The following is a 25226-nucleotide window of genomic DNA, read 5'->3' on the forward strand; positions in this document are numbered from 1 at the left end:
AACGAGCCGTGCCAAAGCGCCAGAGCGAGCGCAACGACGGATATCGCGGCGACGGAGACGGAAAACACGTCGAAAAACGACTTCGGATGTCGAACGCTTGGCAGGCGAGGCATGCTTCTCGAAGCTACGGTTCAGAGCCATATAGGTCATCTGGCGGCGGCACGAACCGACGGGTCAGGAACGCGTCCCGGAAAACGGTGGAAACACGTCTCACTCGAGCGCCGGCGGCTGTACGAACCGAGCGGTTTTCAGTACAACTATGTAGTGACGTCAGTTCTGGTCGACCATGTCTCTGACCCAGCCACGGTCAGGCGTCGCCGGCCCCGGTCAGGTGGACCGGTCGGCGAACGCCTTCTCGATCGGGCAGCGCCGCTTCGATCCGGCCGTCAGTTCGGAGCCATCCGGCCGGCTGGCGGTCGGTTCCGCCGCGCGTGTCGCCGATCGACGATCGCGTAGCCGCGTCAGACGAGGTCGTGATGCCGACTCGAAGGCACGGGTGCCTCGAAAGCACGGAGTCACGTCCCGCTGGTTCCGCCCCACCGTGAAACCATGACGATCCGGGTCGACTGGCGGGCCAGTCTCGCGCTGACCGGCACCGTTTTGAAGTACCTCGCGTTGACCCTGCTCGTTCCGGTTGGCGTCGCGCTCATCTACCGGGAGGATATCCTCGTGTTCGTCGCGACGCTTGCGCTGACGGTCGCGCTGGGCTATCTCCTCGAGCGACTCGATCCCGACCCGGACCTGCAACCGCGCGAGGCGATGCTGCTGGTCGCGCTCTCGTGGCTCGCGGTCGCGGTCGTCGGGGCGATCCCGTACGTTCTCGCGGGGTACGGAACCGAATCGACGCTCGCACAGCCCGAGAACGCGCTCTTCGAGTCGATGTCCGGGTTCACGACGACGGGGGCGACCGTCATGGGCGAAATCTCGCTCGATCGCCACTCCCACGCCCTCCTGATGTGGCGACAGCTCACACAGTGGCTCGGCGGCATGGGGATCATCGTTCTGATGATCGCGATCCTGCCGGAACTGGCCGTCAACGGCGCGCAACTGATCCGGGCCGAAGCCCCGGGGCCGGAACTCCAGAAGCTCACACCGAAGATCGCCGAGACGGCCCGCATCCTCTGGCTCGTCTACTTCGGGTTCACGGTGGTGTACATCGGGCTACTCTACGCGCTTCACCTCGCGGGGCTGGCTGACAACATGACCTTCTACAACGCGGTCGCCCACGGCTTTACGACCCTGCCGACCGGCGGGTTCTCGCCCGAGGCCGACAGCATCGCGGCGTTCTCCGCGGCCGTCCAGTGGGTCGTCATCCCGTTTATGGTCATCGCGGGGACCAACTTCGCGCTGTTCTGGTACGTGCTCCGGGGGGAACCGCGACGGTTCTTCGAGAACACGGAACTGCGGGCCTACGCCGGCTCGATGGCCGTACTGGCCGCGCTTGTCGGGGCACTCCTCTACCGGGGAGCCGCCCCGCCGCTCGGTGATCTGGGCGGGACGACCGCCGCCCTCGGGGAGCCGTCGATCCGACACGGCCTCTTCCAGATCGTTTCGCTGTTGAACTCCACCGGATACGCGACGAGCGACTTCGCCGAGTGGAGTCCGACCGCGCAACTCGTGCTCCTGTTTGCCATGTTCATCGGCGGCAGCGCCGGCTCGACCGGCGGCGGGATCAAGGTTATCCGCTGGCTGGTCGTCCTGAAGTTCGCCCGACGGGAACTGTTCACCGCCGCCCACCCGGAAGCCGTGAAACCGATCCGGCTCGGCGGGGCCGTCATCGACGAAGACGCGATCCGCGCCGTGCTCGGCTTTTCACTTCTGTACCTGCTGATATTCGGCGTTTCGACGGTCGTGATCGTGATCGATTCGGCTCGAGTCGGCCTCGCGCTATCCCCGATCGAGGCGATCAGCGCGAGCATCGCGACGCTCGGAAACATCGGCCCGGGGTTCGGCAAGCTCGGGCCGTTCGGCAGCTACCTCGCGTTCCCGTGGACCTCGAAACTCCTGATGGTCTTTCTGATGTGGATCGGCCGGCTCGAGGTCATTCCGGCGCTCGTCCTGTTTACGGGTGCGTTCTGGAAGCGGTAACGCCGGACCGTGGCCCGTCGGGTTCGGTTCGGGAACGCATATACGAGCCCGGTCGCTATACCGACGTATGACCGAGCAACACGCCGCGACGGAGGGGTGGTTCGCGGACGTCGATCCCGACGACCCCGAGTCGGCCCTCGAGCCGATCCGCGACGGCACGGCCGCAGCGCCGCGTGACTGGCCCGCACTCGCCGTCGAGGCGGGGGTTGCCGACGACGAGGACGCCTACTACGAGCTGTTACACGAGGCGACGATGGCGGCGACCCGCGCCGCGGTGACCGACCGCGAGACCGCGGACGACCGCCAGCTCGTCCACGCGGTCCGGGCGATGGACGACTGTGAGCGGACGGCAAACGAACTCGCCGAGCGGCTGGCGGAGTGGGGCGGGACCGTCGATCCCGACGCGGGAACGGGCATCGAGTACGCCCGGGACCTGATCGACAGGGACCGCCCGCCCGCGGGCGGCGAGGAGGCGATCGGCTCGCTTGCCGAACGCGTCGTCGACCTCGAGACCGAAGCCGAGGAGCTGCGCGCGTTCGTCAAACGGCAAACGCCGACCATCGCGCCGAACCTCGCCGCGCTGGCCGGCCCGGTGCTTGCGGCGCGGCTGATCTCGCTGGCCGGCGGACTCGAGACGCTGGCGAAAAAGCCAAGCGGCACGATACAGGTCCTCGGCGCGGAGGACGCGCTGTTTGCCCACCTCCGCGGACACGCCTCGTCGCCCAAACACGGGATCATCTACACGCACGATGCGGTTCGGGGAACCAGACCCGAGGATCGCGGGTCGGCGGCGCGAGCGCTCGCGGGGAAACTGGCGATCGCCGCCCGCGTCGATCACTACTCCGGCGAGCGAAAGCCCGACCTCGAGGCGGAACTGGCCGAGCGGATCGAGACGATTCAGGCGCGTGCCGACGACGGGGGTCGCGACGATGAGTGACGCGGATTCGGCGTCGACCGCCGGCCTTCCTGCGGGCGTCGAGCGCCACGCGTTCGACGGGCCGAGTCGACTCGCGACCCGGGGCGAGCCGGTGTACGGCGAACCCACGGACGGCGAGTGGCGCGCGTGGAATCCGAACCGTTCCAAACTGGGCGCGATGCTCGAACACGGGATGGACACGGGACTGTCGGGCGGCGAAACGGTCCTCTATCTCGGCGCTGCAAGCGGCACGACGGTGAGCCACGTCGCCGATTTCGCCGGGCCGACCTACGCCGTCGAGTTCGCCGCGCGGCCGGCCCGGGACCTCCTCGAGACCGCCGAGTCGCGCCCGCGACTGTTCCCGCTGCTGAAGGACGCCCGCAAGCCCGACACCTACGCCCACGTCGTCGAATCGGACGTCGACGCGATCGTTCAGGACGTCGCTACGCGCGGACAGGCCCGCGTCGCCCTCGAGAACGCGCGGTTTCTCGGGGACGACGGGCGACTGCTGCTTGCCGTCAAGGCCAGAAGCGAGGACGTGACCCGCGATCCCGACGCGGTCTTTGCGGACGTTCGCGCGGAACTCGAGGCGAGCTATGAACTCCTCGAAACCCGACGGCTCGAACCGTACCACGCGGATCACCTCGGCGTCGTCGCGCGGCCCCGGTGACAGGTGGCCGTGCGGGTATGAAGAAACCTATATGTTCCCGTCCGTGAACCTACGATAAAATGAATCGCGACCGAACGCGCCGGGATCTCCTTCGGGGGACGACGGCGGCCTGTGTGGTCGGGCTGGCGGGCTGTCTCTCGGGTCCCGAAGAGCGAAGTCCCGGCGGGGAAACCCCGACGGTCGAACCGATCGCGACCGACGACAGCGTGGACTGGCCGATGTTCCAGTTCGATGCGGCCAACACCGGTCGCGCCCCGGGGACGGGACCGACGGAAGACGTCGCTGAACGCTGGTCGTTCGATACCGACGGCTCCGTGTACAGCAGCCCGGCGGTGGTCGATGGCACCGTCTACGTCGGCAGCAACGACGGCACCGTCTACGCGATTGCGGCCGACGACGGCGACGAACGTTGGTCGCTCGACACCGGCGACGCCGTCTCGAGCAGCCCCGCAGTGGTCGACGGAACCGTCTACGTCGGCAGCCAGGACGGCACCGTCTACGCGATTGCGGCCGACAGCGGCGACGAGGAGTGGACCTTCGAAACCGACGACAAGGTCGCCGGCAGTCCGACCGTCGCCGACGGCGTCGTCTACGTCGGCAGCAACGACAACTCCCTCTATGCGATCGCGGCCGACGACGGCGACAAGGAGTGGGCCTTCGAAACCGGGGAAGCGGTACAGCGTGCACCAGCGGTCGCGGACGGAACCGTCTACGTCGGGAGCGCCGATCAGACGCTCTATGCGGTGGATATCGAGTCCGAGGAGGAGCGGTGGTCCGTCAGCACGCACGCCCGCATCCAGAGCAGACCAACGGTAGCCGACGGCGTCGTCTACGTCGGCAGCAACGACAACAACGTCTACGCGATCGACGACGAGTCGGGATCGATCCGGTGGCGCTTCGAGACCGAAAACTCGGTGACCAGCAGTCCGGCCGTCGTCGAGAACGCCGTCTACGCCGGGAGCTTCGACGGGAACGTGTACGCGCTTTCACCCTCGGCCGCCGAAACCGACGGTGACGACACTCCGGGTCCGGAAACGTACTACTGGAACGGCGGCGGCTTTCGCGCCGTTCGGAGCAGTCCGGTCGTCGTCGGCGACAGCCTCTACGTCGGGAACGAGGACGGCTCCATCTATGCCCTCTCGGCCGAGACCGGCGAGACGCGCTGGCGGTTCCGCACCGACGGCTGGGTCGCCAGCACGCCGGCGGTCGTCGACGGCGTCGTCTACGTCGGGAGCGGCGACAACAGCGTCTACGCCCTCGAGGAAGCGTAGGTCATCCAGCGGCTGCCTCGAGCGTGACGTGTGGATCGGCCCGTGGCGTCGACGTTGCGGCCGAACGCGCCGACTCCAAACCGTATTTACTATCGGGGCCGAAAGGCACCCACGATGGAACGCGGGTCGCCGGAATCGTTTACGCGTATGGGCACGCTGGGGATCGAGGAGGAGTATTTCATCGTCGACGAGCGCGGCCGGCCCACGAGCGGTACCGACGAACTCGTCTACGAGCACGAGCCGCCCGCGATTCTCGAGGACCGACTCGATCACGAACTGTTCAAGTTCGTGATCGAGAGCCAGACGCCGCTGATCGAGGACCCCGACGCCGCCCGCGAGAGGTTGCTCGAGATCCGTCGTGCGCTCGTCGAGCACGCCCGCGAGCACGGCTACCGGATCGCCGCGGCGGGTCTTCACCCGCTTGCCAAGTGGCGCGAACTCGAGCACGCCGAAAAGCCGAGATATCGGTCGCAACTCGACCGAATCCAGTATCCACAGCATCGCAACACCACCGCCGGCGTCCACGTCCACGTCGGCGTCGACGACCCCGACAAGGCCGTCTGGATCGCCAACGAACTGCGGTGGTACGTCCCGATCATGCTCGCGCTGTCGGCGAACTCGCCGTACTGGAACGGGTTCGACACCGGCCTCGAGTCCGCGCGCGCGAAAATTTTCGAGGCGCTTCCCAACACGGGGATGCCGACGTACTTTCAGGATTACGAGGCGTTCGACCGGTTCGAACGCCGGATGCTCGAGACCGGATCGATCAACGACCGCGGGGAACTCTGGTACGACGTCCGCCCGCACACCGCCCACGGAACGGTGGAACTCAGAACGCCGGACGGACAGGCCGATCCCGACGTCGTCGTCGCCTTCGTCGAGTACGCCCACGCCCTCGTCGAAACGCTGGCCGAGGAGTACGAGGACGGAGCCGACGGCTACCGCCACCGGCGGGAGCTGCTCGACGAAAACAAGTGGCGAGCGATCCGTCACGGTCACGACGCCGCACTCATCGATCGGGATCTCGAGGGGACGGTCGACCTCGGCGAACTCGTCGACCGCGAGTGCGAACGGCTGGGGATCGACGGGATCAAACGCGTCTACGAACGCGAAAGCGGGGCGAGCAAACAGCGACGCCTGCTCGAGGACGAGGGTCCCGACGCCCTCTGTGAGTCGCTGTTTCTCGGCACCGAATGAGAACCGCGGGATCGAGTTTCGCGACGGCGAAACTCGTCAGTCGTCCTTGCCGACGCTGATAACCTGCAACAGCGAGTAGACGGGGACGCCGTCGAGTTCCTCGACGCCCTGTTTGTCCGCGAGGACGACGCAGGCAAGCGGTTCACCCCCCTCGGCGCGGATGGCCTCGATCGTCTCCCGCATCGTGGTGCCGCTGGTGATGGTGTCGTCGACGATGTAGCATTCGCGGTCGCGGATACCGGCGAAGTTCCGCGAGAACGTCCCGCCGAGGTCCTCGATGTCGCCTTCCTCCCACTGGTGTTTCGCCGGCGTGTAGGTGCCGAGATCCGTGCTGAGTTCACGCGCGACGAGCGTTGCGATGGGGCCGCCTGCCTTCTCGATGCCGATCGTCAGGTCGACGTCTTCGCCGTGTTTGGCCAGCAAGTCGGCCATCGCGGTGGCGACGTGGCCCATCCGTTTGCTGTCCCGGCCGATCGCGGACCAGTCGACGTGGATGTCCTGTGGCCCGCCGGCTCCCTCCTCCCGGCGCTGGCTCGGTTGTCCGGACGGTGCGGTCGTCACGTCGCTGCGCTCGACGAGCCAACTCGCGGTTTCCCGGGAGACGTTTAACTCGTCGGCGATCTCGCCCTTCGAAAGCCCCCGATCCGCAAGCTCCGCTGCGCTCTCGATCAGGTCGTCGACGTTTTTCATATGCTACCGCGTTCGGACGCCGTTTTTATAGGCGTATCGTCGTCCACAACGGTTCGATACTTCTCGGTGGATGTGATCATACGACACTCTTCCCGTTCCGGACATGAAAACTCTTTCCAATGCGAGTAAACGGATAAATCAGTATCGATCGGTCCGAAAGCGGCCGCGACCGAAAACGGTTATCCGGCTGCCCCTGCCTGTAGGTGACATGGAACGATACGATCTCGTCTACCGGCTCTACGACGAGTACGATACCGAGACGTTGCGGGAGTACCAGGAGTTCGTCGACGTGTTCCCCGCCGTCGACTCGAGGGTCGCTCTGGAACACTGGCAGGGGGCGACCGAGGAACTCGAGTCGCGCAAGGACGAGATCCGGGCCGACTTCGCGGCCGGCGAGACGTTCGCCGAGGTCGCCTCGCGGGCCACCCGCGATCAGGCGTTTACGGCGCTGGATCTCGAGGCGAAGTACGGCCGGGCCGTGAACGTGCTCGTGCTCGACGTCGACGAGACGCTGCGGTCGGCCGGCGGTACCGACAACGAGATCCCCCGGGATACCCTGCACGTGCTGACGGAGTTTCACGAGGCGGGCGTTCCGATCGTCATCTGTACGGGCCAGACCCTCGAGAACGTCAAGGGGTTTGCAATCCAGGGACTGGGTAGCGAGATCGTCCACTCCGGCGATCTCTCGATCGTCTACGAGGCCGGTACGGGCGTGTTCACGCCGGGTCACGGCGCGGAGACGAAACAACTGCTCTACGAGGATCTCGACGCGGAGATCCGGGACGTCTTCGACGACGTGCGCTCGCGGGTGCTTCCGGAGGCTCCCGAGTCGCTCCGGCGGGGCTGTCACCTGCAGGGCAACGAGTTCAACGTCACGATAAAACCCAACTACGAGACCGGATCGTCGATGGCGCGCGAGGTCATCGACGAGGCGCTCGTGTACCTGATCGACCTGCTGGCCGACGCCGTCGGGACGGCCCTCGAGTCGGACGGTAACGGCGGTGCCGAGATCGACGGCGAGGCGATCGTCGACTGGACCCGCGCGTTCTATGCGGCACAGGACCCGGAGATCCGGGCGGTTCTCGAGGGCGAAGGTGCCTATCCCGACCTCGATTCCGACGCCGTTCCCGACCCCCTCACGGCCGTCCTCGAGCGAATCGACGTCGCCTACTACGAGGCCGACGCGGCCGAAATCGGAAGCCTCGAGTTGAACAAGGTCGTCGGCGTCGAACGCGCGCTCGACGTCCTCGGCGTCGACGACCCGTTCGCGCTCGTGATGGGCGACTCGAAGAGCGACCTCCGGGTCATGCGATGGGTCGCGGAACACGACAGCGGCATCGCGGCCGCACCGGAACACGCCTCGCGGGACACCCTCGAGCACGTCCTCGAGACGGACGAACTCGTCTTCGACCGTGGCAAAAGCGTCGACGTGTTGCGGACGGTGTACGCGCTCAACCGTCTGGCGCGTCTCGGGTAATCGATCGGCCACGGTATCGCGATCGCCACGAGCGACCGCTGGCACACTTAAAACGCTGGAACACAAAGGCCTGCCCATCAACGGGATCCGTCCCGTTCGTTCTCCCGACGCGATCCGGACGGGAGGAGCCGTCATCGAGCAGCACCGACGGCTCCCCTTCCATACGAGGCAATTATGATCCGATTCGAGTCCCTCCACCGTACTGGTCGGTCCGTCCCGTCGACCGACACCGGTGCCAGCGCGTGTCAACCGGGACGGCGACCAGTACGCCACGGCAGTGGTGTCGCTTGCAAACCGGACTCGGGCCGTTTCGGGGTGATCGATCGATGACGACGATCGCCGAACTCACGCTATCGACAGACGAGTTCGCGCTCGCGGAGACGTTCCAGCAGCTTCCGGAACTGGAGCTGCGGGTCGAAAGCGTCGTCGCCGAAGGGCCGGTCCGAACGACGCCGCTGGTCTGGTTCTCGAACGTCGATCCCGACGCCCTCGAGCGGGCGCTCGAAACCGACTCGACCGTCGAGGAGTACGACCGGTTGCTCGAAGAGACGGGGGACGGCGAGTGGTTCTACCGGCTCGAGTACGGCGAGGACGTCAGCTCCGTCTGCTGTGCGATCTACAGGCACGGCGGCACGGTACTCGACGCACAGGTCGCCGAGGACCAGTGGACGCTTCGGTTGCTCTTTCCCGACCGTGAGGGACTCTCGAACGCCGTCTCCGCGATCGAGGACCGCGGCGTCCGTATCGACGTCAGGCGGATGGTCGAGGCCGGCGGCGACGAGGACCTCGAGACGACGGCCGCACTGACCGACGCTCAGAAGGAGGCGATCGCCGAGGCCTATCGGCAGGGCTACTACGACGTTCCCCGCGAGATCTCGCTCGAGGAACTCGCCAGAGAACTCGACATCTCGCATCAGGCGCTGTCCGAACGGCTCCGGCGGGCAAACCGCGTGCTCGCGAGCGAGCAGCTCGACGAAGCGACGGGCGAGATGGTGACCGAATAGTCGACATACAGGGTGCCGGATGTGGCCGTCGTCGCGGTTCTGTCCGGAGACAGTTACGCGCGTTTCGCTTTTCGCTCGAGACACCCCCTGTGGTCGGCGGGGTCGGTGGCCGCAAGGACTCGAGGCGCTGGATTTCCCGGCGGCGGCTCGGGCGACACCGGCGTGGTGCGACTCCGTGCCGCGTCCGCCGGTTACTCGTGGTCGTCGCGTCGCAACTCCTCGATCGCGTGGAGTTCGACGACCGGGATCACCTTCGCAACGGCGAGGAAAAACAACGCGACCATGGCGGTCGTTCCGGTCAGTGATGCTATCTCGATCGCGCTCGGGAAATACTCGCCGGGCGTGGCCGCATAGACCGTAAACGTCGGGTGCAGAAAGCCCTCGACGACGAACAGGACTTTCTCGAGCAGCGTCGCGACGAGCACCGCCAGCCCAGCGACGACGGCCCGCGTTTTGCTGAACAGCGCCGGGCGGACCGCCTGTGCGAAGATATACACCAGCGTCGCGAAGACCAGCCCCATCGCGAGCCGGTAGATCGGGTGATGGAACGTCCCTGCCTGCGCGTGGGCGACGTCGAGGGGGGCTTTGAACAACCCGACGATGTTCTGCTGGAGTTGCAGCCACAGGAACAGCAGACAAAACAGGCCGAGCCACAGCAACAGCCCGCGGAAAACGTCGTCGGTGATGATGTGGTCCCAGTCGTACGCCCAGCGGAAGGCATACGAGAGAACGAGGACGCCGCTGATCGCGGAGGTGAGCGCGATGGTGAGAAACTGCGGTCCCTGAATCGCGCTGAACCAGCCGGGCATGCCGGGCAGTACTGCGAACAGCCACGGGATCACGCCCCCGTGAAGCAACAGCGGGGCCATAACGATGATCGCCAGCGCGAGCCACCACACCATCCGCTCGACGGTTTCGTCCTCCCGTTCGGTGTAGCCGATCGTCAACGCCGCGTATACCGGCTCGAGGGCGTTCGGGAGCCGATCCCGTAGCCGCGTGATGTCGTACCGAAGCGTCAGCGCGAGGTAGGTCGCCGTCAACACGAAGTAGGCCGTGATGGCGGTCATGTCCCACACCAGCGGCGAGTTGTTGACCATGATGTGGTAGTGACCGACGATGCTCGTGACCATCCGGTCGGGCCGGCCCATGTGTAACAGGACGTAGAGCCCGGCCGCCGACAGTCCGGAGAGGGTCAGCAGTTCGGCGAGACGGGCGACCGGCTGGTACGTTTTCATCCCCAAGAGCCGCACGGCCGCAGAGAGGATGATCCCGCCGTGGGCGATCCCGATCCACCAGATCATCGCCCCGATGTACAGCCCCCACGTGACGCCGCCGCCGCTGCCCCAGTCCCCGAGCCCCGTCACGACGAGACCGTACCGAAGCTGGATGGCCCAGGCGACCAGCCACGCGAGAACGGCGACCGAAGCGACGGCGAACGCGAGATAGTAGCCGCCGGTCGTCCGTTGCATCGGGCGCACGATGTCCGCCCGGGTCGGGCGCTTCGAGCTCATCGCCGCCCCTCCCCTCGGCGGTTCGCTCGAGACATCCGGTGTCGGCTCGGTTCGGTCACGATCGTCGGCCGCGCTGACTGAACGAACGTTCGGTACATGACCGAACGAACATTCGGTCAGCTCTTAAACGTTCCGATCGGTTTTATACCGTGGCCGACCGAACAGTCGGTCAGCATGGCTGTGTCCGACGAGCCGTTCGACGAGCCGACGACGAGCAGGGAGGAGATATTCCGGGCGACGTATCTCGTCCTCCGGGAGCACGGCTACGCAGGGGCGTCGATCCAGCGTATCGCCGACCGTACGTCGCTGAGCAAGTCGACGATCTACTACCATTTCGACGACAAGTACCACCTTCTGCTGCAGTTCTCCGAGGAGTTGCTTACCTGGTATATGGACCGGCTGCTGGTCGGTCACGACGGCGACGTCTGGGAGAGCATCCATCGGTTGCTGGATCTCGTCTATCTGGGCGAAACAGCGGACGGCGTCGCTTTCGAGGACGTGTTCGCGCCGGGCTACGTCGCGACGATCATCGAAATGCGCGGACAGGCGGTCCGAAACCCGGAAATGCGGGAGTACGTCAGCAGGACCGACGAGACGATACGCGAGCGGTTCGCGACGGTCGTCGAGGCCGGGATCGAGAACGGCACGCTTCGCGCAACCGATCCCGATGCAGTCGCGGGGTTTCTGTTCCTGCTTTTCGAAGGCGCGCTCATGCTTCGGCTGTGCGAGCAGGACGCCGCGTGGCTGACCGATGTCCGAACGGCAATCGACGTGTACCTGCAGGAGCTAGAGCAGCGATAGCCGGACCGAAGTCACTATTCTCCCCCCGTCCCTACCGGGAGGCGTGACCGAGTACGACGCCGTCGTCTACGATCTGGACGGAACGCTGGTCGACCTCGACGTCGATTGGGACGCCGTCGCGGCCGACGTTCTCGAGCGCTACGAGTCCGCGGGCGTCGAGCCGCCGAGCACTGACCTCTGGAAGCTGCTCGACGGCGCGGGCGATCCGGAACTGGCGGCAGACGTCGAGTCGACGGTCGCCGCCCACGAGCGCGAGGGTGCCCTGACGGCCCCGCGGCTGGCCCGCGCGGAGGAGTTGCTCGAGCGGACGGTCCCCGTCGGCGTCTGTTCGCTCAACTGCGAGGCCGCCTGTCGGACGGCGCTTGCGGAACACGGCCTCGCGGACGCGGTCGACGTCGTCGTCGGACGCGATACGGTCGCGACGCGAAAGCCGGACCCGGAGCCGTTGCTCGAGGCCGTTCGTAAACTGGGCTGTCCGCCCGACGGTGCGGTTTTCGTCGGCGATTCGGCCCGCGACGAACTGACGGCACAGCGGGCGGGGACGGCCTTCGAGTACGTCGACGATGGCCCCTCCGGCGTGTGAACTCAGCCCTGTCGGCGCTTCGCGTACGCGAAGACCGAAAGCGACACGAGCAGCCAGACGACGGCTCCGATCCGGACCGCGAACTCGGCACGAGCGCCCCACGTGGACAGTTCGGTGGTCAGGGACAGCATGGCGACGACCGGCGCGCCGACGAGGATCGTCACGACGAACGTTACCTGCATCACCCACCCGTAATCGACGCCGTCGGGCGAGGTCGTTTCGACGGGTTCTGGCACGCCTGACACTCCCGACCGGTCCCTCTTAAGCACCGCGGGTAACCGGTTCGGCGGAGTTCGTCAATCGAAGAACGTTAATCGGTGGAAACGAAGGTGAACGTATGCCCACGGTCCGGGATCTCAAGGAAAAGGCGGGTGCGGAGCCGATCACGATGTTGACGGCCTACGACGCCCCGACGGCCGAAATCGTCGACGAACAGGGCGTCGACGTGATTCTCGTGGGGGACAGCGTCGGAAACACGAGTCTCGGTCACGAGACGACGCTGCCGGTAACCGTCGACGACACGGCCCGCCACGTCGGCGCGGTCTCGCGGGCGACCGAGGACGCCCTCGTCGTCGCCGACATGCCGTTTCTCTCCTTCGGCGTCGACGAGAAAGACAGCCTCGAGAACGCCGGCCGAATGCTCAAGGAAGAAGGGGCACACGCGGTCAAACTCGAGAGCGGACCACACACCGTCGAGCTGACCGAACGGATGGTCCAGCTCGGGATTCCCGTGATGGCCCACCTCGGATTGACCCCCCAACACGTCAACCAGTACGGCGGCTATCCGCGACAGGGGACCGACCGGGACGCCGCCGAACGCATCCTCGAACTCGCCCGCGCCCACGAGGAGGCGGGTGCGTTTTCGCTCGTGTTAGAGCACGTGCCGTCGAACCTCGCGGCCGAGGTTACCGACGCCCTCGATATCCCGACGATCGGGATCGGTGCCGGACCGGACTGTGACGGACAGGTGCTCGTGATCGACGACGCGGTCGGCTTAAGCGAGTGGTCGCCGTCGTTCTCGAAGCAGTTCGGCGACGTTCGCGAGGAGATGGAAGCGGCCGTCGCGGACTACGTCTCGGCCGTCGAATCGGAGACGTTCCCCGCCGACGAACACAGCCACGAGGAAAGCGACCTCGAAGACGTCTACTGACGGTCGTCCTCGCCGACCGTCTCGAGAAAGTCCACCACTGCGTCGTTGAACCGGGACGATTGCTCGAGCATCGCGAGGTGTGCCGCGTCCTCGATACCGGCGAGCCAGGCCGGCTCGATCTCCTCGGCGAGGTACTCGTGGAACCACGGCGGCGTCAACTGGTCGTGTTCTCCGTACGCCGCGAGGGTTGGCACGGCTATCTCGCCGACCCGGCCGCGAACATCGAACTCGTGACAGGTCCGGAAATCGCGGGCGGTGACGGCTCGTCCGCACGCTTTCATCGACGACTTCGAACGTTCCACGAGCGCCGGCTCCGGGTCGTGAAAGAGCCGATCCGGACCGTGCAGGAACTCGATGGCCCGGTCGAAGTCCGTCTCGAACCACGTCAGCAGATCCTCGAGCACGCCGAGGCGCGCACCGGTCCCGGTCAGGACGACCGCGTCCGGATCGAACGCGCGCTCGAGGAGGACGTGTAGGACGACCGCCCCACCGAGCGAGTTGCCGGCCAGGACCCGGGCGTCGGTGGCGTCAGCGACCGCCAAGACGTCGTCGGCGTAGGCCGATAGCGCGGTATAGCCCGCGCTGGCGGTGACGTCCTCGGAGTCGCCGTGGCCGCTGAGATCGACGGTGACGACGGGATTGCGGTCGGCGAGGCGGTGCTGGGAGCGCCAGACCTCGCGGGAGCCGCCGCTTCCGTGGACGAAACAGATCGGCGGGCCGTCACCGCCGCGGTCGACGACGTCGTAGGCCGTGTGTCGGCCGTGGTGGGCTACCGTCTCCATACCCGTTCGAACGGCCGGAATCGGTATAAAGACACGACCCGACCGACGACGAGGTCCTCAGGTGCCGAGCGTCACCGCGTCGTCGGCCGCGTTTCGGAGGGCGTCGGACCGGCCGTACGACCCGGGGGCGATGGCGACCGTCTCGACGCCGACGGTCCCCGCGTACTCGAGGACGGGTTTGAAATCCGTATCCCGCGAGGCGATGGCGAGACGATCGATAGTGCCGTCGCCGGACAGGGCGGTCGCATCGACGGCGAGTTTCACGTCGACGTCGCCGCTCGTGACGATCACTTCGAACCCCCGGGCTTCGGCCGCCTGAATCAGCCCGGGCGTGGCGTGCTCGTCGAGGTAGAGACGAATGACGCCGACGCGGCCGAGATCCCGCGCCGCGTCGCGCAGGTCGTCGAGGTCGACGTCGAACTCCTCCCGGAAGACGTTCGGCCCGTCGACGAACAGACCCACGGTCGACTCGGTGGACTCGGTATCGGCGGCGAGACGGGCACGAACGCGATCGAACATACGGACCGATAGCCGAGGCCCCGAAATAGGTGTAGCGAAACGGACTCGATCCCACCCGGTTCGGACACCCCGACGCCGTCTTGCGAAAACGGTGTGTGTGTTTATCGCAAGGTCACTCCCCTGGTAAATCGCCACCTGCACTTGTTCGCGGTTTATATTCGAATAGTGTTGTGAATTACACTAGAAATTCGAAAATATGTCCAAATAAATAACTCAAAGTTGGCGAAGATTTTAATAATTTCAGGATAACGTGACTGTCACCGTATGCCACCAAATGGCTCCCCGAAGCGGAATCGGCGATCAGTGCTCAAGGCGACCGGCGCGTTCGGCGCACTCGTCGGTTCGACCGGTATCACAAGCGCAACGCCCGGCCGCGATCCGGGTCCGAAGAAATCGGAACTCCTCGTCGGCGTCTCGCCCACGGTTCCCGACGCGGAACGGACGGTTCGGTCGGCACTCTCCGGAAACGCGGAGATCGTTCACTCGAACGAAACCATCCGATACGTCGCCATCGAGTTCCCCGCACAGACGCCGGACGAGGCGAGAGAACAGGTCAAAAAGGCGCTCGAGAACGTGGACGCGATCGAATACGTCGAGGAAAACGCGACGATCGAGTCGTTCGCGACGCCGAACGACCCATACTACCAGTACCAACACGCCCCACAGCAGGTCAACTGCGAGGGGGCCTGGGGGACGACCCTCGGCGATTCCGACGTAACGATCTCGATCGTCGACCAGGGCATCCAGTACGACCACGAGAACCTCGAGGAGAACCTCGACAGGCGCGTCGGAGAGGTATTCGTCGGCGGCGGAAGCGATCCGTATCCGGTCGACAGCAACGAAACTCACGGGACACAGGTCGCCGGCGTCGCCGTCGGCGGGACCGACAACGGGACGGGACACGCCGGCATCAGTAACTGTTCGTTCGTGAGCGCGCGTGCGTTAGACGAAAGCGGCAGCGGGTCGCTGTCGGACGTCGCCGACGCGGTCCAGTGGTCGGCCGATCAGGGCGTCGACGTCATCAACCTCTCGCTTGGCAGTTCGAGCCACTGGCAAACGCTGGCCAACGCCTGCCAGTACGCCGTCGATCAGGGATGTCTGGTCGTCGGGGCCGCGGGGAACGACGGGGGTAGCGTCTCCTACCCCGCCGCCTACGACCCCGTCGTCGCGGTCTCGGCGCTTACCTCGAGCGACAGCCTCGCGTCGTTCTCGAACCGGGGTCCGGAGATCGACCTCGCAGCGCCCGGGAGTCGAGTCGTTACGACGACGTTGAACGACGGGTATTCGCGGGCGTCGGGAACCTCGATCGCATCGCCGGTCGTCTCCGGCGTCGCCGGACTGGTGTTGTCGGCCTATCCCGAGCTTTCGCCCGAGGAGTTGCGCGACCATCTGCAGCAGACGGCGACGGACGTCGGGCTCTCGTCGTACGCACAGGGCCACGGTCGCGTCGACGCCGACGCCGCGGTGAATACCGTCCCGGACGGCTACGATCGAGGCGACGAGACCGACGAGGAGCCGGACGACGAGCAGGGAACCGACGACACTGAGGGTCATCTCCTCGCGTTCGTGACCGAACCCGAGGCCAGCTGGGCGAGCTACGAGTTTACCGCCGACGGTCCGGTCGAGTTTACGGATGCGCCCTACGACAGCCCCTCCGGAAACGAGATCAAAGGCGGGACCTACCACGGGGACTCGATCGAGGAAAACGACGGGACGTGGCACGCAAGCGGCGTGACCGGTGTCGGCCACGGCGATGCGTACCGCGTCGACGGAGCCGTCACGTCGATCGAAATCGACAAACCCGACGTGACGTGGGTCGAGCTCGACGGCGAGGAGATGTCCCCCGCAGCGGTCATCGAGGCGACCGGCGGGAACGCCGACGAGGACGAGGACGACGACCACGGCTGTGGCGCGGAAACCAAGTCCGCAGAGGTCGAGAGTTCCCTTCGCAGTCGCTGGTGGAGCGGAACCGACAGGTGGCGCTACTCGCTGCGGACGGCGGATCCGTGTAGTACGACCGTCACGTTGGACGGACCGTCAAACGCCGACTTCGATCTCTACGTGACCCTCGACGGGAGTCGGCCCACGCGGCAGAACTTCGACGCCTCCTCGGCGGGGAACGGCAGCGACGAATCGGTTACGGTGTCGCTCTCGGGCGACGAGACGGTCCGGATACTCGTGTACGCAACCGACGGCAGCGGCAGTTACACCCTGACGATCGAAGAACGCGGCGCGTGAATCGCGTCGGGATCGAACACTGGGACGGACTCCGTGACTGCGGGTAATCGATCGCCGTCGGTCTCGGAGACCGTTCTAACTCGAGCCGAAGTTTGAGGAATCCCGGTTCGAAACGGCTATCACCGTCCGCAATGAGGCCGGCGGTCGAAAACATCCGTATTACTCGCTTTATCCCGAAGATAGCCCTCATTCGAGTATATCGAAGACGGGCCCCGATATTATTGGATAAATTATATGGGTGTTTATATTAGGTATAAAGAATAATTAGTCATAAATAATTTCCAATGACTATGACTCACAAGGTTTCTATCGTTTGTATCTCGCTATAATGAGTTACAGACGTTAAATTTTACGACGTTTAATAACTTTTTTAATCTGTCTACATCATTTTTGATCCGTATCATGGCACGAGATGTCAATCCGGACATCGGCCGTCGATCAGTTCTGAAATCAGTGGGTGCCTTCGGTGCCCTTCTCGGGCTCGGTGGCGTCACGAGCGCGACTCCGGGCCGAGAGCCCGGCCCGAAGAAGAACGAAATCCTGATCGGTACGTCGTCCGACACCGTATCGACCAGCGAAGCGACGGTCCAGTCGAAGCTTCCCAGCGACGCGGAGATCGTCCACCGGAACGAGAAACTCGGCTACGTCGCGGTTGAGTTCCCCGAACGGGCGTCGATCCAGTCGAAGAAGAACTTCAAGCAGAACGTCCTTCAGGAGGACGACATCGAATACGCCGAAGACAACGTCACCTTCGAAGCGCTGGCCGTCCCGAACGATCCGGGATTCGACCAGCAGTACGCCCCACAGCAGGTGAACGCGCCGGAAGCCTGGGAGACGACGTTTGGTGATTCCGACGTGACGATTTCGATCGTCGACCAGGGCGTCCAGTACGACCACGAGAACCTGCAGGCGAACATGGACGGCAGCGTCTCCAACGGGGGGTACGACTTCGTCGACAACGACGGCGATCCGTATCCGGCAAGCCAGAACGAAAACCACGGGACACACGTCGCCGGCATCGCAGCGGGTGCGACGGACAACGGAACGGGACACGCCGGTATCAGCAACTGTTCGCTGCTGTCCGCCCGCGCGCTGGGCGACGGCGGCGGTGGCTCGCTGTCGGACATCGCCGACGCGATCCAGTGGTCGGCCGATCAGGGAGCCGACATTATCAACATGTCCCTCGGCGGGGGCGGCTACACTGAGACGATGGCCAGCGCCTGTGAGTACGCGTACAACCAGGGCTCGCTGCTGGTTGCGGCAGCCGGGAACGACTACGGAAGTAGCGTCTCCTATCCCGCAGCTTACGACACCGTCGTGGCTGTCTCCTCGCTCGACGAGGGCGAAACGCTCTCGAACTTCTCGAACTACGGGCCGGAGATCGAACTCGCCGCTCCCGGTGGCGACGTGCTCTCGTCGATCCCGTGGGACGACTACGACAGCTTCGACGGAACGTCGATGGCGTCGCCGGTCGTCGCCGGCGTCGCAGGGCTTACGCTCTCGGCCCATTCGAACCTCTCGAACGACGAACTCCGTCAACACCTCCAGGAGACCGCCGTCGACATCGGGCTCTCGGAGGACAAACAGGGCTACGGCCGCGTCGACGCCGGCCAGGCCGTCAACACAGACCCCGGCGAAGGTGGCGGGGACGACCCGGGAAATGGGGACTGCGGTGACGAGACCAACACCGAAACCGCTTCTGGCGAACTGAGCGGCGGCTGGTGGGGCAACCCAAGCGACACGTACAACTATCGACTTACGACGACGAATCCGTGTAGCGCGACCGTGACGCTGGACGGGCCGTCCGACGCCGACTTCGACCTCTATCTGACCCTCGACGGGCGGACGCCGACCACGTCGGACTACGACGAAGGCTCCTACGAGGCCGGCTCGAACGAGGAGGTTACCGTCGACCTCTCGGGCGACGAGGAACTGGGCATCCTCGTCAACCAGTACAACGGCAGCGGTTCCTACGAGCTGACCATCGAGGAACTCGGCAAGTAACGACCGGTCGCTCCGGAGATTCCCGACACACCGACGATTTTTTCAGGCCCCTAGCAATTAGCCGACGAAAAGACATTACTATCCCCGGAGTGTCACCTCGAGTATGCCGCTTCAAACGCCGCCGTTGCGTGGGCTTCACGACGATCGCGGAGCGAAGTTTACGGAGTTTGGCGGCTGGGACATGCCGGTCGAGTTCGATTCGATCCGGACGGAACACGAGGCCGTTCGGGAGGACGTCGGCATCTTCGACGTCTCCCACATGGGCGAGATTCACGTCACCGGGCCGGACGCGACGACGTTGATGCAGCGACTCACCTCGAACGACGTGACTCGACTCGAGGTCGGCGACTCCCAGTACGCCACGATCACCGACGAGGACGGGATCATCATCGACGATACCGTGATCTATCGGCTGCCCGACGAGGACGGCGATCCGACCTACCTCTTCGTGCCAAACGCCGGCACGGACGAGGCGACCCACGAGCGGTGGCTCACGCACCGCAACGAGTGGGAGCTCGAGGCGACCGTCGACAACCGGACCGACGAGTACGCGATGTTCGCCGTTCAAGGACCGAACGCGACCGAGCTCGTCGACGACGTCACGACCGAGTCGGTCGCGGAACTGAACCGATTCGAGGCGACGTACGCGACGATCGAGGGCGTCGAGTGCTGGACCGCCCGGACGGGGTACACCGGCGAGGACGGATTCGAACTGATCGTCCCCTGGAGCGAGGCTGCGGAGATCTGGTCTTGCTTCGACTGCCAGCCGTGTGGACTCGGGGCTCGAGATACCCTCCGGATCGAGGCCGGCCTCCTGCTGTCCGGGCAGGACTTCGACGCCGAATCCAACCCCCGTACTCCATACGAGGCCGGGATCGGATTTACGGTCGCGCTGGATACCGACTTCGTCGGGCGGGACGCGCTGGCACGCGTCAACGAGGCCGGCGTCGAGGAGAAGCTCGTCGGCTTCCGGCTGATCGACCGGGGCGTTCCCCGTCACGGCTACGACATCACGAACACTGACGGTCGGGTCGTCGGCACCGTTACGAGCGGAACGATGAGTCCGACCGTCGAACAGCCGATCGGCCTCGGCTACGTCCCGATCGAGTACGCCGAACCCGGGACGACGCTGCAGGTCGTCGTTCGCGGCCAGTCGAAAAAGGCAAGAGTTGAAACCACACCGTTCATCGACACTGTATAATCATGAGCTTCGACATTCCCGACGACAGGCAGTACATGGAATCACACGAGTGGGCACTCGAGACCGACGGCGTCGTCCGCGTCGGCATCTCCGACTTCGCACAGGACGAACTCGGCGACGTGGTCTTCGTCGAACTTCCCGACGAGGGCGACGACGTCACCAAGGAGGAGGAGTTCGGCGTTATCGAATCGATCAAGGCCGTCTCCGATCTCTACGCGCCGGTCAGCGGTGACGTCGTCGCGGTCAACGAAGCCCTGTTCGATGCACCCGAACTCGTCAACGACGACCCCTTCGGCGACGGCTGGATGCTCGAGATCGACCCCGACGACCCCGACGAACTCGAGGATCTGCTTACCGCCGACGAGTACGAATCGCAGGTCGTCTGAGAGGGGCGTCCGTCTCCCGGGGAGTCGATCACTCGCCGGGTCGGTCGCTTTTCCTCGTTTTCGATCGGTTGAATCGTACCAGCGCCGCCCCGGCGAGGACGGTCATCGTGACCGCCCACGCCAGCCAGAGCGCCGACTCGTCGACGACGGCGACCAGCGACAGCGTCGCGGCGTAGCCGACGACCAGTCCGACCGTTCCGCGTTCGGTCCGATCCATCGTCCCCGTCGAAGCGGTTACTCGAGGCTCACGAGGAGATCTAACATCTCCTCAAGCGGCGCGTCCGTCACTGCAAGCGAGTAGCCGTCGATACGGGCTAGATCGCCGGCGTGGTCCCACAGCTCGTCCTCGTTGATCCCGTGAAGGATGACGGCGTTCGGCGTCGGATTCACGACACGCAGGGCGACAAGCGGCGACTCTCCGCGCGTGACTCCCGTAAACACCAGCACGCGGTTCGTACTCCGACCGTAGAGCCGAAAGAACTCCTCGCTGGAGAGGCGAGTGATCGCCTCGATGCTGTCGATGACGGTGTGCCCGCTGATCCGGTCGGTACTGCCCGGTGCGATTTCGGTCGCATCGATCTCCGCGTACAACTGCGAGAGCGGGATCGAGGACGCGTACTCGCGAAGGTCGTAGACGACGTCGCTGTCGAACCCCGCCGAGAGCACGCGGCCGTACTGACGGATTCGATCGCCGCCGCGGCGTTCGTCGATCCCGATCAGCCCCTCGACGAGTCGGCTGACGACGCCGATACCGGGGCTTTCCCGGCGACCGCTCTCGTAGTCGGAGATAACCGACGAGGAAACGTCGAGTTCGGCCGCGAGATCGGTCTGTGAGATGTCGAAGTCGGTTCGCCACTTGCGCAACGTGGCACCGGGGTCGTCACTCAGCGTGATCTCCCCGGCGATCTTCTCCGCGAGTTCGCGTTTCGGCCCGCGTCCGCCCATATGCGTCGGTTGCCCGGTCGACTCAAGTAGCTACCGGAGACGACCGGCGGCCGAAGCGACGCCCGGGTGGCAGGCGAGGACAACGATGAAGCGCTCCCGGTTCGAGACGACGAACGATGCCTTCGACAGTCGTTCACGTCGCCTTCGCCGGCCTGCTGGGCGTTGCCCTGCTCGGCGATCGGTTCGATGCACACGCGATCCTCGTCGTCCTCGTGACGACCGCGTTGATCGATCTCGATACGTTGATCGGCATCTACGTACCCGGAACCCATCGCGCGGCGCTGCACAACGTCTGGATCGTGCTCGTTCCCGGGGCACTGCTGGTGTGGGACGTCGCCGTTCGTGAGGAGTCGGTCGTTCTCGATCGATGGGGACGGTACGGCTATCGGGTTGCGTGGGTGTCCCTCGTCGCCGTGTTGTTCGCGCACATCCTGCTTGATGCGTTCTTCAACGGCGTCAACCTTTTCTGGCCGCTCCACGACCGGTTTTACGACCTCTCGGGGCGGCTTCTGGTCACCGACCAGCGGGGCCTCGTCCAGACGTTCGTCGAGTTCGACTCGGGCACGGGCGTCGCCGAGTCGACGGCGCGCGGAACCACCGAGAATACCCACTACTCCACGGGGTTCGACCCGACCCGGGACGACCCGCCGACGGACGTCGAGCGGATCTTCCCGATCGCGGCGACCGGGGAACGGTTCGTCCTCACCGTCGTCGGATTCGCGACGGTCCTCTTTCGACTGGTCGAAACGAGACGGTCCGAGAAAACGGCGTAGATCGCAGCGCTACCACCACCCAGAGAGAAGCCGGACGAGGCGGCTGCCGGTTCAGGCGTTGTTCATCCGCTTGCTCTCACGGTTCCCACACCGTTGACACTCCCGTACTCGGTAGGGCTCCCGCGAGTATCGGGCGGTCTCTCCGTCGCCGCCTTCGGTTATAAGCTGCACTGACACTTCGTGCAGCGTGTCGGTTCCGCACACGTCACACGGTTCGGTCATCCCGTTTGATACACCATCTGTGGTTGCCATACCACTCCATCACACCAATACATGATATATTATCGACAGTGGCTTCGAGGACCGAGAAGAGGTATATATAGGCGTTCTCGCTGCGTGAAAACGCCGGTGTTATATACGTTATTGCCGTTTGATACGTGTTTGCTCCTCGCATCCTTCCGGATCCAAAAACGCCGACCCGCCGAAAATGTAAGAAGTAAATGTATTCTCGAAAACCCGGAAAACCTTTTGCTGTGAGTCTCTGTAGCAATTACACATGGATAACGAGTCCTCCATCGAAGAGATCCTCAATACGATCGGGGACGAGCACGCGCGGACCGTCCTCGCTTCGATCAGCCGCGAACCCGGCTCGGCGAAGGAGTTGGCCGAGCGTCTGGACCTCTCTCAGCCGACGATCTATCGCCGTCTCGACGTTCTCGAGGAGAACGACCTCATCAAGCATCGAACCCTCGTCGCCGACGACGGCAACCACTACAAGGAATATACCTGCAACTTCAACAGCACCGTTATCTCGCTCGAGGACGACGAGTACGACATCCGTATCTTCCGGGAAGAGAACCTTCCGGACCGCTTCTCTCGACTCTGGGACGAACTCGGTGTGGAGTAATCCGCGGATTTATGGCCCGAGAAGACGCTACTCACGAAACGATGTGCGTTCTACCAGCCGGGAGTGGTGACAGATGAGCGTCGTCGCGGACGTCGTGTTGATGATGATGCGGATGATCGTCTTCGCGCTCGCACTCGGGCTGACGCTTATCAGCTTCCAGTCCTATCAGAAACGACAGTCGAAACGGCTCGAATCTGCCTTTATCGGGTTCGCGTTTCTCAGTATGGGGATCGGGCTCACGACGATCAACTCCCAGATTCAGGGGGTATCGACCGAGTTCTACATCGTCGAAACGATTCCGTTTATCATCGGGTTCGGAATGCTCTACGCCTCGCTTTACAGATGACACCCTCCGCGCCGTTCACGGCGCGGTTTCCCAAGCGTTGGGATATTATGGTTCGCGGGACACCTGTTCTTGTGGGCGTACTCTGCCCGTGGATTTGTCGAACAGGCACACCGCTGGCTGTGCCATCCAGCCGTTATCCCTCTCTCCCCCATCACAGGCGAGATTCGGGAGTACCGTCTGTCGGATGTTCTCATCACCGTTCACGTCGGCGTTGCGCCACGGTTTTGTGACTCATCGTCCAACGTCACGTATGTTCGGTGATTCGTGGAACCGGCCGGGACACGCCGTCCTAGATGACAGGGACTGGAACCCCGACGGGACGATAGCACGCCGCGATCGAGCCGCCGTCGCGTCCGGCGACGGTATCGCGGCGTCGCGGATGAACGGACGACAGCCGAGCCCACCGCGAGGGTACCGATGGTAGACGTCGCGTTCTCGCTCGGGCGACTCCTCTTTGCTCTCCTGCTGGTCTTTCTGAACGGGTTCTTCGTCGCGGCCGAGTTTGCGTTCGTTCGGATTCGCTCGAGCCGGATCGAAACGCTCGTCGAGGAAGGCCGATCGAGGGCCGGACTCGTCAAGGAGGTCGCCGACAACCTCGACGATTACCTCGCCGTCACCCAGCTCGGCATCACGATTTCCTCGCTGGGGCTTGGCTGGGTCGGCGAACCGGCCATCGCCTCGCTCATCGAACCCCTGTTGGGATCGGTGTTGCCGGCCGGGTCGATCCACATCGTCGCCATCGCGATCGGGTTCAGCGTCATCACGTTCTTGCACGTCGTGTTCGGGGAACTCGCGCCGAAAACGCTGGCCATCGCGGAGGCCGAACGGATTTCCCTGCTCGTCGCGCCGCCGATGAAGTTCTTCTACTATCTCTTTATCCCCGGTATCGTCGTGTTCAACGGGACGGCGAACTTCTTTACCCGACTCGTCGGGGTCTCGCCCGCGTCGGAACGCGACGAGAGCCACAGCGAGGAGGAGATCCTGCGCATCGTCTCGCAGTCCGGCGAACAGGGCGTCGTCGACGCGGACGAAGTCGAGATGATCGAAGCGGTGTTCGACCTCGGGGACACCGTCGCCCGCGAGGTAATGGTGCCCCGACCGGACATCGTCACCGTCGACGCCGACATGCCGCTCTCGGAACTGCGAGAGGTCGCCGCAGGCGGGAGCTACACCCGATTTCCCGTCGTCGACGAGGACGCCGACGAGCCCGTCGTCGGGTTCGTCCACGCGAAAGACGTGCTTCAGGCCATCGAATCGACGACCGACGACGGGGCCGCCGGCCCAGCGACCGCGGAGCCGACCGCCCGCGACCTCGCTCGAGCGGCCCTCGTCGTCCCCGAAACCCGCCGCATCGACGAGATCCTCGCGGAGTTCCGCCGTCGGAACGTCCAACTGGCCGTCGTCATCGACGAGTGGGGGGCTTTCGAGGGAATCTTGACGATCGAGGACGTCATCGAGGTGGTCGTCGGCGAGATCCGCGACGAGTTCGATGTCGCCGCGATGGAACCCTCGATCGACGAACTCCCCGACGGCCGCTATGCCATGGACGGCGGCGTCTCGCTCGCGGACGCCAACGAGGTCCTCGATACCGCGTTCGAAAGCGACGCGTTCGATACCGTCGGCGGACTGGTGTTGAGCCGCCTCGGTCGCGCCCCCGAGGTCGGCGATACGATCGCGACCGACGGCTACGAGGTAACCGTCGAGGAGGTGGAAGGAACACGAATCTCGAGCGTGATCGTCGAGAAGCATACACCGGCGACCGACGAATCGCTCGAGTGATCCCGGTGTCGAACCGGCCCGGTTCTCGTCGGCCGCCGGACAGTGCCG

26 protein-coding genes and 1 pseudogene are annotated in these 25226 nt (G+C 64.7%); 18 read left to right on the forward strand and 9 right to left on the reverse strand.

What is annotated here, in order from left to right:
• Positions 1–549: 549 nt before the first annotated feature.
• The 5 genes from TX80_RS01565 to TX80_RS01585 all read left to right on the forward strand — a co-directional run bounded on the left by TX80_RS01565 (position 550) and on the right by TX80_RS01585 (position 6142).
• A complete protein-coding gene (locus TX80_RS01565; protein ID WP_049921119.1) occupies positions 550–2088 on the forward strand; it encodes a TrkH family potassium uptake protein in 1539 nt (512 codons plus the stop codon).
• A 67-nt stretch (positions 2089–2155) separates the two neighbouring features.
• Complete coding sequence (locus TX80_RS01570; protein ID WP_049921120.1) at positions 2156–3025, forward strand: NOP5/NOP56 family protein; 870 nt, start codon at positions 2156–2158, stop codon at positions 3023–3025.
• On the forward strand, positions 3018–3674 hold the full coding sequence (locus TX80_RS01575; protein WP_049921121.1) for a fibrillarin-like rRNA/tRNA 2'-O-methyltransferase: 657 nt from the start codon (positions 3018–3020) through the stop codon (positions 3672–3674). Before TX80_RS01570 ends, TX80_RS01575 begins: the two co-directional genes overlap by 8 nt.
• 59 nt (positions 3675–3733) lie before the next feature.
• Positions 3734–4945 carry an outer membrane protein assembly factor BamB family protein gene (locus tag TX80_RS01580; protein ID WP_049921122.1) on the forward strand — a complete coding sequence of 404 codons (1212 nt, stop codon included), beginning with the start codon at positions 3734–3736 and terminating at the stop codon, positions 4943–4945.
• A 114-nt stretch (positions 4946–5059) separates the two neighbouring features.
• The gene (locus TX80_RS01585; RefSeq protein WP_049921123.1) at positions 5060–6142 is read left to right on the forward strand and encodes a glutamate--cysteine ligase; all 1083 of its coding nucleotides are present in this window, start codon (positions 5060–5062) and stop codon (positions 6140–6142) included.
• Between the two features lie 36 nt (positions 6143–6178).
• Here TX80_RS01585 and gfcR read toward each other — a convergent pair whose 3' ends face one another.
• Positions 6179–6832, reverse strand: a complete 654-nt coding sequence (gfcR, locus tag TX80_RS01590; protein ID WP_049921124.1) for a transcriptional regulator GfcR — start codon at positions 6830–6832, stop codon at positions 6179–6181.
• A gap of 208 nt (positions 6833–7040) precedes the next feature.
• On the opposite strand from gfcR, the gene TX80_RS01595 reads away from it, so the two are divergent.
• Positions 7041–8309 (forward strand): HAD family hydrolase, encoded by a 1269-nt coding sequence (locus TX80_RS01595; RefSeq protein ID WP_049921125.1) that lies wholly within the window; start codon positions 7041–7043, stop codon positions 8307–8309.
• Positions 8310–8635: 326 nt separating this feature from the next.
• On the forward strand, positions 8636–9313 hold the full coding sequence (locus tag TX80_RS01600; protein WP_049921126.1) for a helix-turn-helix domain-containing protein: 678 nt from the start codon (positions 8636–8638) through the stop codon (positions 9311–9313).
• A gap of 191 nt (positions 9314–9504) precedes the next feature.
• Here the strand turns inward: TX80_RS01600 and nrfD are convergent, their stop codons facing one another.
• Positions 9505–10824, reverse strand: a complete 1320-nt coding sequence (nrfD, locus tag TX80_RS01605; RefSeq protein ID WP_049921127.1) for an NrfD/PsrC family molybdoenzyme membrane anchor subunit — start codon at positions 10822–10824, stop codon at positions 9505–9507.
• 174 nt (positions 10825–10998) lie between these two features.
• Here nrfD and TX80_RS01610 point away from each other — a divergent pair, with 174 nt between their 5' ends.
• Positions 10999–11625, forward strand: a complete 627-nt coding sequence (locus tag TX80_RS01610; protein ID WP_195893012.1) for a TetR/AcrR family transcriptional regulator — start codon at positions 10999–11001, stop codon at positions 11623–11625.
• 43 nt (positions 11626–11668) lie between these two features.
• A complete protein-coding gene (locus TX80_RS01615) occupies positions 11669–12208 on the forward strand; it encodes an HAD family hydrolase (protein ID WP_049921129.1) in 540 nt (179 codons plus the stop codon).
• Positions 12209–12210: 2 nt separating this feature from the next.
• Here TX80_RS01615 and TX80_RS01620 read toward each other — a convergent pair whose 3' ends face one another.
• Entirely contained in the window at positions 12211–12444 is a 234-nt protein-coding gene (locus tag TX80_RS01620) for a DUF5822 domain-containing protein (protein ID WP_049921130.1), read from the reverse strand.
• A 101-nt stretch (positions 12445–12545) separates the two neighbouring features.
• Here TX80_RS01620 and panB point away from each other — a divergent pair, with 101 nt between their 5' ends.
• Positions 12546–13358, forward strand: coding sequence for a 3-methyl-2-oxobutanoate hydroxymethyltransferase (gene panB / locus TX80_RS01625; RefSeq protein ID WP_049921131.1), 813 nt, complete (start codon positions 12546–12548; stop codon positions 13356–13358).
• Here panB and TX80_RS01630 read toward each other — a convergent pair.
• Positions 13352–14140 (reverse strand): alpha/beta fold hydrolase, encoded by a 789-nt coding sequence (locus tag TX80_RS01630; RefSeq protein WP_081661381.1) that lies wholly within the window; start codon positions 14138–14140, stop codon positions 13352–13354. The two genes, panB and TX80_RS01630, sit on opposite strands and share 7 nt — an antisense overlap.
• Positions 14141–14197: 57 nt before the next feature.
• Complete coding sequence (locus TX80_RS01635) at positions 14198–14659, reverse strand: NYN domain-containing protein (protein WP_049921133.1); 462 nt, start codon at positions 14657–14659, stop codon at positions 14198–14200.
• A gap of 264 nt (positions 14660–14923) precedes the next feature.
• Between TX80_RS01635 and TX80_RS01640 the strand changes: the two genes are divergently transcribed.
• The 4 genes from TX80_RS01640 to gcvH all read left to right on the forward strand — a co-directional run bounded on the left by TX80_RS01640 (position 14924) and on the right by gcvH (position 20488).
• Complete coding sequence (locus TX80_RS01640) at positions 14924–16897, forward strand: S8 family serine peptidase (protein ID WP_049921134.1); 1974 nt, start codon at positions 14924–14926, stop codon at positions 16895–16897.
• Between the two features lie 402 nt (positions 16898–17299).
• Positions 17300–18901 (forward strand): S8 family peptidase, encoded by a 1602-nt coding sequence (locus TX80_RS01645; protein ID WP_049921135.1) that lies wholly within the window; start codon positions 17300–17302, stop codon positions 18899–18901.
• Between the two features lie 103 nt (positions 18902–19004).
• The gene (gcvT, locus tag TX80_RS01650) at positions 19005–20102 is read left to right on the forward strand and encodes a glycine cleavage system aminomethyltransferase GcvT (protein WP_049921136.1); all 1098 of its coding nucleotides are present in this window, start codon (positions 19005–19007) and stop codon (positions 20100–20102) included.
• Between the two features lie 2 nt (positions 20103–20104).
• Positions 20105–20488, forward strand: a complete 384-nt coding sequence (gene gcvH / locus TX80_RS01655) for a glycine cleavage system protein GcvH (RefSeq protein WP_049921137.1) — start codon at positions 20105–20107, stop codon at positions 20486–20488.
• A gap of 28 nt (positions 20489–20516) precedes the next feature.
• Here gcvH and TX80_RS01660 read toward each other — a convergent pair whose 3' ends face one another.
• On the reverse strand, positions 20517–20705 hold the full coding sequence (locus tag TX80_RS01660; protein ID WP_049921138.1) for a hypothetical protein: 189 nt from the start codon (positions 20703–20705) through the stop codon (positions 20517–20519).
• Positions 20706–20722: 17 nt separating this feature from the next.
• Positions 20723–21433, reverse strand: a complete 711-nt coding sequence (locus TX80_RS01665; protein ID WP_049921139.1) for a helix-turn-helix domain-containing protein — start codon at positions 21431–21433, stop codon at positions 20723–20725.
• A 116-nt stretch (positions 21434–21549) separates the two neighbouring features.
• Here TX80_RS01665 and TX80_RS01670 point away from each other — a divergent pair, with 116 nt between their 5' ends.
• Positions 21550–22206 carry a metal-dependent hydrolase gene (locus tag TX80_RS01670; RefSeq protein WP_049921140.1) on the forward strand — a complete coding sequence of 219 codons (657 nt, stop codon included), beginning with the start codon at positions 21550–21552 and terminating at the stop codon, positions 22204–22206.
• Positions 22207–22257: 51 nt separating this feature from the next.
• Here TX80_RS01670 and TX80_RS18405 read toward each other — a convergent pair whose 3' ends face one another.
• Positions 22258–22458, reverse strand: coding sequence for a DUF7835 family putative zinc beta-ribbon protein (locus tag TX80_RS18405; protein WP_081661382.1), 201 nt, complete (start codon positions 22456–22458; stop codon positions 22258–22260).
• Between the two features lie 244 nt (positions 22459–22702).
• Between TX80_RS18405 and TX80_RS01675 the strand changes: the two genes are divergently transcribed.
• Together TX80_RS01675 and TX80_RS01680 are read left to right on the forward strand one after the other, a co-directional pair.
• A complete protein-coding gene (locus tag TX80_RS01675) occupies positions 22703–23053 on the forward strand; it encodes an ArsR/SmtB family transcription factor (RefSeq protein ID WP_049921141.1) in 351 nt (116 codons plus the stop codon).
• 73 nt (positions 23054–23126) lie between these two features.
• On the forward strand, positions 23127–23399 hold the full coding sequence (locus tag TX80_RS01680) for a DUF7521 family protein (protein WP_049921142.1): 273 nt from the start codon (positions 23127–23129) through the stop codon (positions 23397–23399).
• A 45-nt stretch (positions 23400–23444) separates the two neighbouring features.
• Here TX80_RS01680 and TX80_RS19630 read toward each other — a convergent pair.
• Positions 23445–23612 (reverse strand): annotated as a pseudogene (locus tag TX80_RS19630) (zinc ribbon domain-containing protein); the annotation flags it as partial.
• A gap of 204 nt (positions 23613–23816) precedes the next feature.
• On the opposite strand from TX80_RS19630, the gene TX80_RS01685 reads away from it, so the two are divergent.
• Positions 23817–25178, forward strand: a complete 1362-nt coding sequence (locus TX80_RS01685) for a hemolysin family protein (RefSeq protein WP_049921143.1) — start codon at positions 23817–23819, stop codon at positions 25176–25178.
• Positions 25179–25226 lie beyond the last annotated feature (48 nt).

Origin of the sequence: Halopiger djelfimassiliensis (assembly GCF_000455365.1) — an archaeon.
In the GTDB taxonomy this organism is placed as follows: Archaea; Halobacteriota; Halobacteria; order Halobacteriales; family Natrialbaceae; genus Halopiger_B; species Halopiger_B djelfimassiliensis.